The sequence below is a fragment of the Streptomyces sp. NPDC020489 genome (assembly GCF_044386545.1).
Lineage (GTDB): Bacteria > Actinomycetota > Actinomycetes > Streptomycetales > Streptomycetaceae > Streptomyces.
Genome location: NZ_JBIRUZ010000008.1, coordinates 137589 through 151851, shown reverse-complemented (window position 1 = coordinate 151851; position 14263 = coordinate 137589). Strand labels below are relative to the sequence as shown.

Below are 14263 nucleotides of genomic sequence, written 5' to 3'. Positions count from 1 at the left end.
TGGAGGTCGTGGAGACCGACGGGTAGATGGGGGGAGGGAAGGGGCCGGGGCGGCGGTGACCCGGCCCCTGGGAAGAGGGATCAGCCCTTGACGGCGCCCTGCATGATGCCGCCCACGATCTGCTTGCCGAAGATCGCGAAGACGATCAGCAGGGGCAGCGTGCCGAGCAGCGCGCCGGCCATGATCAGGGACTGGTCGGGGGTGTAGCCGCGGCCCAGACCCGCCACCGCGACCTGCACGGTCGGGTTGCCGTTCTGGGTCAGGACCAGGAACGGCCACAGGAAGTCGTTCCACGTCTGCACGAACATCAGCATGCCGAGCACGGCCATCGCGGGGCGCGCGGCCGGGAACACCACGTGCCAGATCACCCGCCAGCTGCTCGCGCCGTCCACCCGGGCCGCCTCGATGATCTCGTCGGGCAGCGCCTGGATGAGGTACTGGCGCATGAAGAACACGCCGAACGCGCTGACCAGCGAGGGCAGGATCACCGCCTGCAACTGGTCGGACCAGTCGAGCTTGGCGACCATCATGTACAGAGGGATCACGCTCAGCTGCGGCGGCACCATCATCGTGCCGATCACGATCAGCATCATGGCGTTGCGGCCCTTGAAGCGCAGCTTGGCGAAGGCGAACCCGGCGATCGTGGACAGGAAGACGATGGTGAGCGCCGAAACCCCGGCCACGAACGTGGTGTTGATGAACGCCTCGCCCAGGTTGGCGTCGGTCCAGGCGATCTCGAGCTTGTCGAAGAGTCCGGAACCGAACCAGAACGGCGGCGGGTCCTGCGCGAGCCGCTGGTTGTCGCGCGAGGCGGCGATCGCCGTCCACACCAGGGGGAACAGCGAGCCGATGGTGAACAGGGCGAGGATCACATACGCGATCGGCCCGGCGTGCAGGGTGCCGCCGGCCCGGGCGGCCCTGGGGCGCCGGGTCCGCTTCGGCTCCTTCGAGGGAGTGTCCGAGGGCGGGGTCAGTGTCGTCGTCACGGCCGGTTCTCCTAACTGCTGGCGCGCAGCCGGCGCGAGATGACGTAGTTGACGATCCCGATGACGATGAGGATCAGGAACATCGTCCAGGCGATCGCGGAGGCACGGCCGAGGTGCTGGTTGACCCAGCCCTGCTCGTACAGATACAGGCCGAGCGTCTGGAACTGGTGCTGGGCTCCGCCGGAGGCGCCCTTGTTGGCGTCGAACAGCAGGGGCTCACCGAAGAGCTGGGAGGCGCCGATGGTCGAGACGACCACGGTGAACAGGATGGTCGGCCGCAGCGACGGCAGCGTCACATGGAAGAACTGCCGCCAGCGGTTGGCCCCGTCCAGCGCCGCGGACTCGTACAGGTCCTGCGGGATCGCCTGCATGGCTGCCAGGTAGATCAGCGCGTTGTATCCGGTCCACCGCCACACGACGATGGTCGAGACGGCGATCTGCGAGGCCCACTTGTCGTTCTGCCAGTCGATGTTGTCGATGCCGACGGAGTTCAACGCCCAGTTGATCATGCCGTAGTCACGGCCGAAGAGCAGGACGAAGACGAGCGAGGCGGCGGCGATCGACGTCGCGTACGGGGCGAGCATCGCGACCCGGTAGAAGGTCGAGGCGCGCAGCTTGTAGTTGAGGATGTGCGCGAGGCCCATCGCCATCAGCAGCTGCGGCACCGTCGAGATGATCCCGATGGTCAGCGTGTTCTTCGCCGCGTTCCAGAAGAAGTCGTCGTCGAAGATCCGCGTGTAGTTGCGGAAGCCCACCCAGTTCATGTCGGTGGGCGCGGTCAGCTCCACCTGGTGCAGCGAGGCCCAGCCGGTGTAGATCAGCGGGAACAGGCCGAACGCGAGGAACAGCAGGAAGAACGGCGAGACGAAGGCGTACGGGCTCCAGCGCATGTCCCGCTGCCAGCGGCGGGACAGCCGGGCGCGGCGGCGCTCGTCGTCGGAGGGCCCCGCGGGCGGGCGGGCCGGGGCCGCGCCCCCCTCCTTGGTGGGGGGCGCGGCAGCGGTTTCGTGCCCAGTGGTCATACGGGTCACTGGTCCAGGTTGTTGTCGATGGTCTTCACGGCGTTGTTCCAGGCGTCCTTGGCGGACTTGCCCTGGGTCACCAGGATGACGCCGTTGTCGGTCAGGCCCTGCTGGATGATCTGGTCCTTCGGGCCGATCGTCTGCACCGGGATGTTCTTGGCGGCCTCGGCGAAGATCGGGCCGATCGGCGCGTCACCGGTCATGTCGTTCTTCGCGCTCTTGACCGCGTCCGAGTCGTAGGCGGCCGGGGTGCTCGGGAAGCTGCCCTGCACGCCGAACAGCTTGGCCTGCTGCTCCGGCGCGGTCAGCCAGGCGGCCAGCTTCGCGGCCTCCTCGGTGTTCTTGCCGGACTTCGGCACGGTCAGGAAGGAGCCGCCCCAGTTGCCGGACTTCGGCGCCTGGGCGATGTCCCACTTGCCGGCCGCGTCGGGCTTGGACTTGCCCTTGATGTAGCCGAGCATCCACGGCGGGCAGGACATCGCGGCGAACTTGCTGTTGGCGATGGTCGTGTCCCAGGCGGGCTGGAACTGGGTCTGGTTGCCGACCAGTCCGTCCTCGGCGGCCTGCGCGGTGAGGTCGAAGGCGGACTTCACGGCCGGGTTGGTCTTGTAGATGACCTTGCCGGAGGAGTCGTAGAACCGGTCCTTCTCACCGCTGAGGATCGCCTGGATCAGACCGCCGGGGGAGTCCAGGAAGGTGGTGCCCTTGGGCGCCTTCTCCTGGAACTGCTTGCCGACGTCGACGAACTTGTCCCAGCTGCCGGCCCACAGCTTGCCGACTTCCTCGCGCTCGGTGGGCAGACCGGCCGCCTTGAACAGGTCCGTGCGGTAGCAGATCGCCATCGGGCCGATGTCGGTGCCGACGCCGATGGTCTGGCCGTCCTTGGTGGTGGCCTGCTCCCACTTCCATTCCAGGTAGTCGCTCTTCTTGCCGTACTTCGACAGGTCGAGCAGCTTGTCGGACTGGGTCTGGACGATCTCGGCGATGTTGCCGACCTCGACCATCTGGATGTCCTGCAGACCACTGTTGGTGGTGAGGTGGTTGATCAGCGCGGGGTAGTAGTTCTCGTTGCGCTCGACGACCGTCTGCTGGATGTCGATGTCCGGGTGGAGCTTCTCGTACTCCTTGTACAGGCCGGACTCCTCGAAGCCGGCGGTGCCGAAGAGGCCGAGCGTGATCTTGGTCTTGCCACCGCCACCCTCGGACGAAGAGCCACCCTCGTCGCTCTTGCCGTCGTCGGCACAGCCGGCCAGCAGCCCGGCGCCCAGTGACGCGACGGCCGCGAGGACCACCACCCTGCGACGGGTGGTTCGGGTACGTGCTCGCATTGAGTCCTCCTGTTGCCCTGACGTGCCGACCCCCCGGCCAACTGCATGGTTGGGCCCGTTAGTTCTCGCGGCGGCTCGGGCGGGGAACGTGCGGGATGTGTATGTGTCAGGTACCGTGGGAGCGCTCCCACCAGTGATGAGTTGAAGACTCGCCGGTCTGGGCGGGGGTGTCAAGGGAGTCGGCACGGAGATATGTCTTCGGTTATCGGGCTGTTAACTAACTCCGAGGGTCGGAACCCGGCCGATGGCTTTCAGCCCCCTCCAGGACGCGGGACCAGGTCCCGCGGGCCGGGGCGGGGGTCCGGGGCCGGCAGTCCCCGGGGGTGCCCAGTGTGCCGGTCGGGGCTGTTACATTCCAGGCCAGCGTGAAGATGACGGCGGGAAGGCGGAGCCCATGGCAAGCCACGGAGCGCGGGGCCGGAGCGGTGGCCGACCGACCCTCGAAGAGGTGGCCGCGCGTGCCGGAGTCGGTCGCGGCACGGTCTCCCGGGTGATCAATGGCTCGCCCCGGGTCAGCGACGCCACGCGCGCGGCGGTGGAGGCCGCGGTCGCCGAGCTCGGCTACGTCCCGAACACGGCGGCGCGGGCCCTCGCGGCGAACCGTACGGACGCGATCGCGCTGGTGGTCCCCGAGCCGGAGGACCGCTTCTTCTCGGAGCCGTACTTCTCGGACATGCTCAAGGGGGTCGCGGCCGAGCTCTCCGAGACGGAGATGCAGCTGCTGCTGATTTTCGCGGGCAACGACCGGGAAAGGCAGCGACTGGCCCAGTACCTGGCGGCCCACCGCGTCGACGGCGTGCTGCTGGTCTCGGTGCACGCCGACGACCCGCTGCCGGACCTCCTCTCCCAGCTGGAGATACCGGCGGTCATCAGCGGCCCGCGCTCGGCGGGGGAGACGCTCCCTTCGGTGGACTCGGACAACTACGGCGGGGCCCGCCAGGCGGTGGAGCATCTGCTCTCCCGCGGTCGCACCCGCATAGCGCACATCACCGGCCGCCTCGACGTGTACGGCGCCCAGCGCCGTATCGACGGTTACCGGGACGCGCTGCGGGACGCGGGGCTCCCGGCGGACGAGGCGCTGATCGAGGCGGGCGACTTCACGGAGGAGAGCGGCACCCGGGCGATGGCGGAGCTGCTCGCCCGCGCGCCCGACGTCGACGCGGTCTTCGCCGCCTCGGACGTCACGGCGGCCGGCGCCCGCCAGGCGCTGCGCGAGGCGGGCCGCCGCATCCCCGACGACGTCGCCCTCGTCGGCTACGACGACTCCGCCATCGCCCGCCACATGGACCCGCCCCTGACCAGCGTCCGCCAGCCCATCGCCGAGATGGGCCGCCACATGATCGACCTGCTCCTCACCGAGATCGCGGACCGGCGTCCGGCGGCGTCCCGGGGCCTGGAGCGGCGCCAGGTCGTGGTGGCGACGGAGTTGGTGGAGCGAACGTCCTCCTGAGCCGGCCGGCGGGCGGTCCCCCGAGTCCGGTACGCCCCGACTCGGCCCCCTGACCGCGCAGTTGGCCCTCACGCGCTCAACGACAACCGCCAGACCCTCTCCCCGTCGTGTTCCTCGTCCGTCGGGCTCAGGCCCGCCGCCGTGGCGACCGCCGCCGAGGCCGTGTGGGCGGGGTGGATGTGGGCGGTGACGGTGCGGACGTAGTGGCGGACGAGCCAGGCGACCAGGGAGCGCGCCGCCTCGGAGGCGAGGCCGCGGCCCTGCCAGGGGGTGCCGACGATCCAGGCGATCTCGGCCTGGTGGCGCCCCGTGACCGTGGCCTGGACCGTGCCGATCAGCGCGGGGTCGGTGTGCAGGCGCAGGACCCAGTTGAGCCAGGACACGCCCGGGTCGGGGGAGCCGGCCACCAGGCGGGCGTAACGGGCGCGCAGTTCCTCGGTCGTGAGGGGGGCGCCGCCGATGTACGTGTGCAGGGCCGGGTCGGACAGGACGACCGACATCTCCTCGGCGTGGTCCACGCGCAGGGGGAGGAGGTCGAGGCGGGCCGTGCGGATCGGTTCGGCGTGCACATGGGCTCCCGGATCCCGGTGACAAACGAATCAGCCGGTGACCTCTGTACCGAGGTCACCGGCTGATTGCTCAGGGTGAGTGACGGGACTCGAACCAGATTTTTGAACATACCGTGACCTGCGGCGATGCCCAAAACCCGGACAAAGCATGTCCCTTCGATGTCGCTCGATGACACTCAATGTAGATCAATACCCGAGGTTGTTCCCACGGGAACACCCCCCGCCGCACCCGCCGTGCCGTAGGGGCGGTGAGTAGCAAAAGGCCTATCCGAGATTGTGCAGACATGACGGCGCCCCCGCGTATGGCGGGGGCGCCGCGGCCCCTCTCGTCCGCCTGGGGAGCTGAACCGAGCGGGGGCCGTGTAAGGAGGGGGGTGCTCCGCTTGGATTCCCTGCCCACTCCAAGATCACACAAATTAGGGTCGACCCTAATCATTTTTGATCATGCTGTCGGGAGCGTGGACGCGTGCCACGCCCTACGCCACCCGACGACCGGGTCCTAGCCCGCCGCCGCCAGGTGGGTGAGCGCATCCGGCACGTGCGCGAGCGGGCCAACCTGAGTCAGCTCGACGTGTGCGGCCGCAGCGGCGTGGATGTCGCCACGTACTCCCGCATCGAGCAGGGCCACTCCTCGCCCAAGCTGGACACCCTCATCCGTATCGCCGACGCGATCGGAGTTCCGCTCGACGACCTCGTGAGATGAGCCCGCCGCCGGGGAAGGTGCCAACCAACCGGCGGCGGGCCGACTGCCCCTCAGGGGTGGGGCGGCCGCCTCAGGCCTCCAGGTATGAGCAGTACCGAAGGCGGTAGAGGTTTGCGGGTAGACGGTCCTCACGGCTGTGATGCCTCGGTCAGCGCGTGCTGGCCGGCGGCGATCAGCCGCGCAACCAGGAGCGGTCGACACAGCATGGCGGCCGACGGCATGGGCACTGACCAGTACGACGCGAGTTCGGGCGCTGTCGGGTCCACGGCGTTGATGGCTGGTACGCCGAGAATGGTTTCCCGTCCCAGCACGTCCACGTCCTGGGCGCGCCACTCTTCGCATGCCTGGCGCCACGTCCGTGGCACGCTTCCGGGCACGAGCGCGTAGTAGCGGGAGCCGCCGTGCTGGTCGCAGATGACTGGTCCGTCGTCGAGAGCATCTGCGAGGAATGCGTCGACCGCGGCTGGTGCCGCAGTCGCGGCTAGAGCTTGGACGAGGCGGCCAGGGAGGCGGACGGCGGAGAAGAGTCCCCCCAGGGGGAGCATGGCCACCCCGAGCTCTCGCCATTCCATGCGGGCCCGGTCGCGGCCCGGGCCAGGAAGCGTAGAGAGTAGCCAGTGCTCGATGGCCAGTCGGCGGTCGGCGCTGGTGTGTACGAGCACGCCGGTATCGGGGCCGTGTGTGGTGTGCACGTTCTCCATGGGGCGATGCTGTCGCCCTGACCAGCAGTGCGGGAGTGTGTACGGGCGGTGTGCGGCATTGCCCGCTTCACACACTGTGTGAACGGAGTCGGATTACGCTCCACACACTGAGTGAAGTGGGGGCACAGATGGAGCCGAACACACTCCTTGACGCACTGCTTGACGAGGCCGGAATGTCGCGCAAGGGACTCGCCGCGCGCGTCAACGCCGCGGGAGCGATACAGGGGAAGGCTATGCGTTACGACCACAGCTCCGTCATCCGCTGGCTCAACGGCCAACTCCCTCGCAATGGCACACCGGAGATCATCGCCGGGGTAATCGGCGCCCGGCTCGGCCGGAGGCTCACGCTCGACGACATCGGCATGGGGTCCCGCTCCACGCCACAGCCCGCAGGCACGCCGCTTGACGGCTTCATCGGTAAGGCGACCGCCCTGTGGCGGGGTGACCACCAGCGGCGAGACGCTGTGCAGCAGGCCCCCGTGATCACTGGTCTGCAAGCCGTGGGCCCTGTGTGGGAGTGGGAGAATCCACCAGACGACGCAGACGTCAGCAGCCGGGGCACGATCCGGGTGGGCCCGCCCGACGTCGAGCAACTACGTACCGCGCGCAGCCACTACGAGCAGATGTACCGAAAGGCCGGCGGCGTCGCGACTCGAGGTAGGGTGCTGCGGTTCCTGGTGGAGGACACCGCCCCGCTCATGCGCGGCAGCTACTCCGATCAGACCGGTCGTCACCTGCATCGCGCCGTCGGCGGCCTGGTGGCGATCGCGGGTATCTGCGCGTACGACTCGAACGCCCAGGGCCTCGCGCAGCGCTACTACCACCAGGCGCTCCGCCTCGCGAAGGCCAGCGGCGACCGGGCGTTCGGCGGGTACGTCATAGCTCTGCTGGTCAACCACTCGCTGTTCATGGGTGAGCACCGCCAGGCCGTCGCGTTCGCCGAGGCCGGCTTGCGCACCGCTGGGAAGGCGATCAGCCCGGCACTCGCCTGCGACCTGCACGCCATGCAGGCCAAGGCGTACGCCCGGATGGGGGACCAGGAGGCGGCGCACCGCGCGATGACCGCCGCCGAGACCGCGTCCGGTCTGATCCGCGCCGAGGAGGAGCCGGCCGAGACCGGCTATGTGCAGCCTGGCCTGCTGGAGACGGCCCTCGCTGACACGCTGATGCGGCTCGGCGATACTGGGCCAGCTCAGGAGTACGCCGCTGAAGCCGTCGCCACGCAGACCCATGCGCGCGGCCGCGTGCATCGTCTCGCCACCCTGGCTGACTGCGAGCTGCGTGCCGGTGAGGTTGACCGTGCGGCTGGCACCGCGGTGCTGATGCTGGACACGGTGCAGGGGATGGAGTCGCATCGGCTGCACGACAGACTCACCGTAGTGCGTCGGCACCTGGCAGCTACTCGCAGCAGATCGGCGAGCGACGTCGTCACCCGGATCGATGACACCCTACGCATTCCACTCTGACCTCCAGGCCGTGGTGGGATGGGGGCGGTACCCGACGAGAGGCAGGCCTGACGGTGTCTGTGTGGCGGAATCTGGGCGAGCACACTGCGTATGAAAACCGGTGGGTCACGGTGAACATGGCCGACGTGGAGCTGCCCGATGGCCGGCACCTCGACCACACCGTCATCCGGCTGCGCCCGGTGGCCGTCGCGACTGTGGTGAACGAGGCCAACGAGGTGCTCCTGCTGTGGCGTCATCGGTTCATCACCGACGCGTGGGGATGGGAACTCCCCTCCGGTGGCACCGGCGAGGGCGAGGCCCCAGCGGTTGCGGCAGCGCGCGAGTTCGAAGAGGAGACGGGGTGGCGCCCGGGTCCTATGCGGCTGCTGCTCGCTGTCGATCCCATGCCGGGCATCTCGACTAGCCACCACCGCGTGTACTGGTCCGACAGCGCCCAACGGATCGGTGAGCCGCGTGACGGCTTCGAGTCGGCTCGCCGCGAGTGGGTGCCGCTGGAGAAGGTGCCGGAGTTGATCACGCGGGGCGAGGTCCGTTCGGCCAACGCGGTGGCCGCGCTCCTGATGCTGCGGCACCTTCGGTTGGGCTGAGGCCAGGAACGACAAAGAGCCCCGCTCTCCCGAAGGAGAGCGGGGCCGAGGTCATGATCCGATGTCGTGCAAGTAGGGGCGGACTTCGTCGGGAATGGGCTGCGGCGGAGGGGGCGGCTCGAGTTGGGCCTGGCGCATGTAGGTGACCAGTGAGCGGGCCCACCCGGCGATGTAGCGGAGGGCGAAGTCTTGCGCGCCGATCCGTGCTCTGTCCTGCTCGGCCTGCTGCCGATCCTGCTCGGCCTCCCGCTCGAGGCGTGCGATGTGCTCGCCCAGCTTGTCCGTGACGGCGGTGAAGTCGTCACGCCTCTCGGCCCCCGGCGGGCGCCGAGGCTGCCGCCGCCCGATAACGGTTGTGATGACGCCACCGGCCGCCGTGACGAGGGCCACAGCCAGCGCGCTGACGGCGGTCAGCATCTCAGCTCTCACGCGGTAGCTCCGTCCGTACGGGAGGCTCGTCCCAGCCGATTGCAACCAGGCAGACCGCGCCAAAAGCGCCGAAAATTAAGGCGCCAGCCCAGCCCCTGGGGTGATCCTCGAGTGGCCACCAGGCCATCAGGTAGGACATGGACCAGGGCGCGGTGATCGCCCACACTGCCAGGAATCCAGGCCAGTCCCTCCTCGGCGGCAGCCACGCGCAGACCAGCGCGGTCACCCCGGCCGCTACCCACGCCCAGCCCCAGACCTCCAGCGGCCGGAGGGACAGCAGCAGTCTCAAGCCACGCGTGTCCTGGGCAGGTTCGGCCAGCTGGCCGAACCCAAAAAGGGTAACGATGGTTCCCTTCAACGTGAGCAGGGCGCCGCGGCGGCCCAGCCGCCTGGTCAGCCGCCGAGCCGCCGCGCGCATCAGGCTTCCGTCTTCGGCCGGTTGGGCACGGCGTAGACGATGCCCCACGCGCCGAGGACGGCCAGGACGATGGTCACTCCCTCGCCCGTCGTCAGCACGTTGTCCTGCACGGCGGTGACCGCCGCGGTGGCGCCGGCGGCCAGGCCGCCGACGATCGACTTCGCGATGTTGGAGAGTCGCATGGCATGTCCTTTCAGGTCAGGCAGGGTGGAAAGCGGCCGCGGCCGCCGTGATGTGGCTACGCGACGACGGTGAAACCGTGCTTCGTGCCCAAACGTCGGGCGGAGTCGGGGCCGGGGATCCCGTCGGCGGGCTGGCCCGGCTTGCGACCCCGGTAGCCCAGGCGTTCCTGCCACTTGGAGGTGGCCGTCACGGTGTCCGAGCCGAAGTGCCCATCGAGCCGCGGTTTGGCGAGCAGGCCCTCGTCGACGAGGGCGGCCTCCCAGATCCGCACGCCCGCGTAGGTGCACGGCGTGCCCTTCATCCCGGGGTTGGTCCGGGCCGCGGCGATCAGCTTCGACAGGCTGACGCTCGGCTTGGAGGGGGTCGGCAGGGGTGCGGGCTGGGGCTCGAGGCCGAGGCGCTTCGCGATGCGCTCACGCATCGACGCCATGGTGAAGCCGCGTGGGTCGACCTTCCCTGGCTGCCACTCCAGGTGGCCGATGACGGACCGTTCCGTCCAGCCGTGGCGGCGGCAGATACCCGCGGCGACCCGTTCGATGGCGAGCAGCTGCGCGGCGGGCCATGGGTCTTGGCCGTCTCCGAGGTTCTCGCACTCGAAGCCGTAGAAGTGGCGGTTGCCGTCGGTGCCGGCCTCGTTGTCGACAGGTGGGGCCTTATCGGCGATGACGGCGCGCAGGACGTCGTCATCGCCGAGGCCGGCGTGGTTGGCGCGGCCGTAGCCGACGAGGTGGACGGTGCCGTCCTTGGTGATGACGCCGTGGCAGAGCGGGCCTGGCAGGGTGCTGTGTCCCTTGCGGCAGATGTCGACGGTGGCGGCGGCGCCGCGGGTGACCGTGTGGTGGATCATCACCCCGTGCACGGGACCCCAGGGGCCCATGTGGTTGCGGTTGTGGTGCTCCCAGTCGCCGACCTCTACGACGACCAGGCCCTCGTCCCGGAGTGTGTCCGCGAACGTGGGGGCGGTCATGGGTATGGCCATGGATCCTCCCGGTATGCGGGTGGCCCCGTGCCGGACGGCACGGGGCTGAAGGTGTTGCTGGGGTGGGTCAGTTGGGGCAGGTGTCCCGGCTGTGCCAGGTGCCGCCGCGGTAGTCGTGCTCGGACCGGGGGACGCGGTTGAAGAAGGCGCCCTCGGGGTTGAGGACGGCCAGGGCGGCGACCAGGACGTTGCTGTCCCAGGCCTCCGTCTGGACGGTGTCGGCCAGGGGCAGGGCGCCGTCGAGGACGGCGGTGACGATCGCGGCGCGGCACTGCGAGGTGAAGGCCTGACTGCCGTCGGCGCGGGGCGGGGTGCCGTGCGAGACGTAGTGCACGGTGTCCCCGACCCGCGGCCGCGCGCCGGGCGTGGTCGGCTGCTCGCTGGTCACGAGCGCGGCGGCCAGGTCCAGAAGTACAGAGACTCCTGGGTGGTGGGGTCGTCGTCGATTTCCTCGCTGTAAGCAAGGTCGCGGCGGTAGTCGTGCGGGGACGGCGGTGCGTCGGGGAAGATCCGGACGTTGACCGTCTCGGCTTCCTCGTCGACCTGGGTGATGATCGCGGGCGCGGTGCCGGCGCCGTTGTTCGCGGAGCGTGGCATCGGCACGTGGACGATGCGCCCGACGGACGGCTTCTGCGTGCTGGGCATGGGTGTCTCCAGACATGACGAAGGCCCCGGCCGGAGGTGGCGCGGGACACGGGTGGGTGGTGCTCAGCTGGTGAGCAGGGGCAGTAGGGCGTCGGCCATGAACTGGAAACCGGCGTCGCTCATGTGCACCGAGTCGGTGCCGGCCGCGCCGGTGCCGGCGTTCGTGCCCCAGTAGGACTGGCTGTTCCAGTACTCCCAGGAGTTCCGGCCGAGCGCCCACCAGTTGACGAACGCGCAGCCGTACGCGTCGGCCAAGGCTCTGCCTCTCTCGGCGTAGTCCTGGTACTTGAAGTTCGTGACGTCATGCTTCCCGAGGTGGGGCAGGGCGATGATGATGTCCATGTCGCCCACCGCGGTGCCGGTGTCCTTGACCCCCTTGATCCACTTGGCGACGTTCGCTGCCCAGGTGTCGCCCGTGACGTTCGCTGCCGCATCGTTGGGGCCGGCCGTGAAAATAGCGAGGTCACATGGGAAGTCGGGGCCTCCATTCCACGTGGCGTTGAGCGCCGTGGTGGAGGGGTTGGCGTAGCGGCTGCTGCTCGCGCCGGCCAGCGCCAAGTTGTGGACGATGACGCCGGAGGCCTTCTCCCCGGAGACGCCGCACACGCTGAGGAACTGACCCGTGCTGGCTGTGCCCACCTTCAGCACCACCGTGTGCTCGATGTTCGAGAGCCCGGTGATGGTGGTGACCTGGATGGCCGCCGTCCCGGAAGGCTGGGCCACGGACACATCGGCGGCGCCGTCGATGGAGTACAGCATGTTCGGCCGGGTGCCTGAGCCGACGACCGTGTAGATCCGGACGGTCGTGCCCCTGGCCTTGAAGGTCAGCGTCGCGCCCGTGACGTCGCTGTAGATGTAGTTCGTGCCAGGCCCGTACGAACTGCCGCCCTGCGTCCACGTCCCGGTCTGAGTGACGACGGCACCGGCCGTCGTCCAGGCGGCGAGCGCCGTGGCATCCGCCCCAGCCAGGATCGTCGCCGACAGCGAGGTCTGCTGGAAGCCCGAGCCACCGTCCCCGTACAGGCCTTGGAGGGTGGACGCCACCACTCCGGGCCAACTCTTCGTGCGGGGGTTGCTGGAGTAGAAGCCCTGCGTTGCGGAGCCGCCCACGGTCACGATCCGGGCGAGCGCCGTCCCGGCCGCGGCCGCATCCCGCTTCGCCGCCCAGAAGCGGCCCCAGCCTGGCGGCACGTAGATGCCGAGACCGGACGGCGTCCGCGCGGCGGTGTTGCCGACGATGCCGCTGCGTACGGTTGTGCCCGCAGGGTTGACGGAGCTGGTGACCTTGACGCCGCTCTCCCCGTAGACCCGGCTGTTGAGGAGCCGGTTCGGGCTGCTGGGCTCGAGCGTGTTGCCGTCGGCGAAAAATTTGCAGCTGTCCGTCGCGTAGAACAGACCGCCGTGCTCGATGGTGTTGTTGAAGGCGTTCGCCCCGAAAGTGATCGCGGTAAGCCCGCTGGCGCCGGAGCGGAGGTTGACGTGGTTGAGGCGGAAGGTGTTGCTGCTGCCGTACTCCACATTGACCAGTCGGTCGACCTGCTCGAGGTTGATGCCGCGCCAGTGGGTGTGGGAGGTGCCCCAGCCGCCGACGCCGGCGATGTGGATGCCGGTGCAGCCGGTGCCCGCCGCGATGCCCTCGCACAGTTCGAACTCCAGCTGGTTCATAACGCCAGTCGCAGTGGTGGACTCGACCTTGTAGAGCGTCTTGTTGTTGCCGACCGACTCGACGAAGACCCGCTCGATCGTGCAGTCACCGGGGTTGAAGTCGGCGTGCTCGCTGTAGAAGCGAACCCCGTCGCCGATGCCGCCGATCTCGATGTTCTCGAACACGCTGCGGAACGGGCTGCCCATGTTGAGGGCCCAGCCGCTGTGCCCGCCGTCCCACGGACCGTTGATCTGTAGGTTCCGGAACGTGCTGTTCCAGAAGGAGCGGTGCCCCGAGCTGGCGCCGTTGGTCGTCGACGAGGTGATGCCATGGGTGGGCCCGTCGATAGTGATGCCGAAATCCTCGAGGTGGACCCGGACGACCTTGGAAAGGTGGATCGCCGACGACATGGTCGTGACGGTGTTCAGCATGGTGGCGCGCGCGCCCTGACCAAGCAGGGAGATACCGATCTCCACATCGACGTCGTCGGTGCCCTCGATGACGATCGGCTCGGTCAGATTGAAATCGCCCACAGTCAGCTGGATCACGCCGCCGCCGTTGTCACGCGCGTCGTTGACGGCTTGCAGGATCTGGACGTTGTCGGCGACGCCGTCGCACACGTACTGTGCGGCGGCCCGTACATCAGCGGGCGCGGTGGCCGAGGCGACGATGCGGGTGATCGCGGTGTAGGCCGTGCCGCCCCCGCCCCCGCCGGCGTTGCGGGCGGTGATCCAGGCCCGGCTGCTGCCGCCTGCGTCCGCCCACATCCCGGTCACCTCGTCGGGCCCCTTGAAGGTGGGGATGAACCCGTGCTCGTTCGCGATGACTTGGGTGATCGGGGCGCCCGCCGCGCTGAGAAGGTCGGTGTACTGGGTGCCCTCCGTGGCTGCCGACCAGAAGGTGACCACCGCGTTGGCGGCTACGGTCCAGATGCCGTCGGAGGAAGTGACCACGTAGTCCGCCAGGCTGGCGCCGAAGTCATACCGTGTCATCAGTCCACCGCCCAGCTCACGCCGGACTGAGGCAGCACGAAGTTCCCGGTGCTGATCGTCGGCTTGTTCGTCAGAATTACCTGCCCCGGTGTGTCCGAGGCTGCCGAGCACACGACCAGTCGGCCGATCTCCACGCCCGTGACGTAGGCCAGTACGAATT

16 protein-coding genes are annotated in these 14263 nt (G+C 69.0%); 4 read left to right on the top strand and 12 right to left on the bottom strand.

Going from position 1 to position 14263, the window contains the following annotated elements; genetic code table 11:
* Positions 1 to 80 precede the first annotated feature (80 nt).
* Genes ACH41F_RS22975 through ACH41F_RS22965 form a run of 3 tightly spaced genes read right to left on the bottom strand, consistent with a single transcriptional unit; the run spans position 81 to position 3336 of the window.
* Entirely contained in the window at positions 81 to 986 is a 906-nt protein-coding gene (locus tag ACH41F_RS22975) for an ABC transporter permease subunit (protein WP_391235885.1), read from the bottom strand.
* Between the two features lie 11 nt (positions 987 to 997).
* On the bottom strand, positions 998 to 2008 hold the full coding sequence (locus tag ACH41F_RS22970) for an ABC transporter permease subunit (protein WP_391235882.1): 1011 nt from the start codon (positions 2006 to 2008) through the stop codon (positions 998 to 1000).
* A 5-nt stretch (positions 2009 to 2013) separates the two neighbouring features.
* The gene (locus ACH41F_RS22965) at positions 2014 to 3336 is read right to left on the bottom strand and encodes an extracellular solute-binding protein (protein ID WP_391235879.1); all 1323 of its coding nucleotides are present in this window, start codon (positions 3334 to 3336) and stop codon (positions 2014 to 2016) included.
* A 394-nt stretch (positions 3337 to 3730) separates the two neighbouring features.
* On the opposite strand from ACH41F_RS22965, the gene ACH41F_RS22960 reads away from it, so the two are divergent.
* Entirely contained in the window at positions 3731 to 4786 is a 1056-nt protein-coding gene (locus ACH41F_RS22960; protein ID WP_391235877.1) for a substrate-binding domain-containing protein, read from the top strand.
* Positions 4787 to 4854: 68 nt separating this feature from the next.
* On the opposite strand, the gene ACH41F_RS22955 is transcribed toward ACH41F_RS22960, so the two are convergent.
* On the bottom strand, positions 4855 to 5355 hold the full coding sequence (locus ACH41F_RS22955) for a GNAT family N-acetyltransferase (RefSeq protein WP_398837248.1): 501 nt from the start codon (positions 5353 to 5355) through the stop codon (positions 4855 to 4857).
* A 466-nt stretch (positions 5356 to 5821) separates the two neighbouring features.
* Here ACH41F_RS22955 and ACH41F_RS22950 point away from each other — a divergent pair, with 466 nt between their 5' ends.
* Entirely contained in the window at positions 5822 to 6058 is a 237-nt protein-coding gene (locus ACH41F_RS22950) for a helix-turn-helix domain-containing protein (protein WP_398837246.1), read from the top strand.
* Positions 6059 to 6186: 128 nt separating this feature from the next.
* On the opposite strand, the gene ACH41F_RS22945 is transcribed toward ACH41F_RS22950, so the two are convergent.
* Positions 6187 to 6759, bottom strand: coding sequence for a hypothetical protein (locus tag ACH41F_RS22945; RefSeq protein WP_398837244.1), 573 nt, complete (start codon positions 6757 to 6759; stop codon positions 6187 to 6189).
* 128 nt (positions 6760 to 6887) lie between these two features.
* On the opposite strand from ACH41F_RS22945, the gene ACH41F_RS22940 reads away from it, so the two are divergent.
* Positions 6888 to 8225 (top strand): transcriptional regulator, encoded by a 1338-nt coding sequence (locus tag ACH41F_RS22940; protein WP_398837439.1) that lies wholly within the window; start codon positions 6888 to 6890, stop codon positions 8223 to 8225.
* Positions 8226 to 8278: 53 nt separating this feature from the next.
* Positions 8279 to 8812, top strand: a complete 534-nt coding sequence (locus ACH41F_RS22935; RefSeq protein ID WP_398837243.1) for an NUDIX hydrolase — start codon at positions 8279 to 8281, stop codon at positions 8810 to 8812.
* Between the two features lie 51 nt (positions 8813 to 8863).
* Here ACH41F_RS22935 and ACH41F_RS22930 read toward each other — a convergent pair whose 3' ends face one another.
* The 7 genes from ACH41F_RS22930 to ACH41F_RS22900 all read right to left on the bottom strand — a co-directional run bounded on the left by ACH41F_RS22930 (position 8864) and on the right by ACH41F_RS22900 (position 14103).
* Positions 8864 to 9229 (bottom strand): hypothetical protein, encoded by a 366-nt coding sequence (locus ACH41F_RS22930; RefSeq protein WP_398837241.1) that lies wholly within the window; start codon positions 9227 to 9229, stop codon positions 8864 to 8866.
* A 1-nt stretch (position 9230) separates the two neighbouring features.
* Positions 9231 to 9659 carry a hypothetical protein gene (locus ACH41F_RS22925; RefSeq protein ID WP_398837240.1) on the bottom strand — a complete coding sequence of 143 codons (429 nt, stop codon included), beginning with the start codon at positions 9657 to 9659 and terminating at the stop codon, positions 9231 to 9233.
* Complete coding sequence (locus tag ACH41F_RS22920) at positions 9659 to 9841, bottom strand: hypothetical protein (RefSeq protein ID WP_398837239.1); 183 nt, start codon at positions 9839 to 9841, stop codon at positions 9659 to 9661. The genes ACH41F_RS22925 and ACH41F_RS22920 overlap by 1 nt, the downstream gene beginning before the upstream one ends.
* A 56-nt stretch (positions 9842 to 9897) precedes the next feature.
* On the bottom strand, positions 9898 to 10821 hold the full coding sequence (locus ACH41F_RS22915) for an N-acetylmuramoyl-L-alanine amidase (protein ID WP_398837238.1): 924 nt from the start codon (positions 10819 to 10821) through the stop codon (positions 9898 to 9900).
* A 67-nt stretch (positions 10822 to 10888) separates the two neighbouring features.
* On the bottom strand, positions 10889 to 11209 hold the full coding sequence (locus ACH41F_RS22910; protein ID WP_398837237.1) for a hypothetical protein: 321 nt from the start codon (positions 11207 to 11209) through the stop codon (positions 10889 to 10891).
* Positions 11206 to 11466 carry a hypothetical protein gene (locus ACH41F_RS22905; RefSeq protein ID WP_398837236.1) on the bottom strand — a complete coding sequence of 87 codons (261 nt, stop codon included), beginning with the start codon at positions 11464 to 11466 and terminating at the stop codon, positions 11206 to 11208. The genes ACH41F_RS22910 and ACH41F_RS22905 overlap by 4 nt, the downstream gene beginning before the upstream one ends.
* Before the next feature lie 63 nt (positions 11467 to 11529).
* Complete coding sequence (locus tag ACH41F_RS22900) at positions 11530 to 14103, bottom strand: SGNH/GDSL hydrolase family protein (RefSeq protein ID WP_398837234.1); 2574 nt, start codon at positions 14101 to 14103, stop codon at positions 11530 to 11532.
* Positions 14104 to 14263 lie beyond the last annotated feature (160 nt).

Excerpts from the sequence above, each read along its gene's own strand:
- ACH41F_RS22930 (WP_398837241.1), bottom strand. The coding sequence starts at position 9,229 with ATGCTGACCGCCGTCAGCGCGCTGGCTGTGGCCCTCGTCACGGCGGCC.
- ACH41F_RS22965 (WP_391235879.1), bottom strand. The coding sequence starts at position 3,336 with ATGCGAGCACGTACCCGAACCACCCGTCGCAGGGTGGTGGTCCTCGCG.
- ACH41F_RS22940 (WP_398837439.1), top strand. The coding sequence starts at position 6,888 with ATGGAGCCGAACACACTCCTTGACGCACTGCTTGACGAGGCCGGAATG.
- ACH41F_RS22905 (WP_398837236.1), bottom strand. The coding sequence starts at position 11,466 with ATGCCCAGCACGCAGAAGCCGTCCGTCGGGCGCATCGTCCACGTGCCG.
- ACH41F_RS22915 (WP_398837238.1), bottom strand. The coding sequence starts at position 10,821 with ATGGCCATACCCATGACCGCCCCCACGTTCGCGGACACACTCCGGGAC.
- ACH41F_RS22945 (WP_398837244.1), bottom strand. The coding sequence starts at position 6,759 with ATGGAGAACGTGCACACCACACACGGCCCCGATACCGGCGTGCTCGTA.
- ACH41F_RS22970 (WP_391235882.1), bottom strand. The coding sequence starts at position 2,008 with ATGACCACTGGGCACGAAACCGCTGCCGCGCCCCCCACCAAGGAGGGG.
- ACH41F_RS22925 (WP_398837240.1), bottom strand. The coding sequence starts at position 9,659 with ATGCGCGCGGCGGCTCGGCGGCTGACCAGGCGGCTGGGCCGCCGCGGC.
- ACH41F_RS22960 (WP_391235877.1), top strand. The coding sequence starts at position 3,731 with ATGGCAAGCCACGGAGCGCGGGGCCGGAGCGGTGGCCGACCGACCCTC.
- ACH41F_RS22900 (WP_398837234.1), bottom strand. The coding sequence starts at position 14,103 with ATGACACGGTATGACTTCGGCGCCAGCCTGGCGGACTACGTGGTCACT.
- ACH41F_RS22920 (WP_398837239.1), bottom strand. The coding sequence starts at position 9,841 with ATGCGACTCTCCAACATCGCGAAGTCGATCGTCGGCGGCCTGGCCGCC.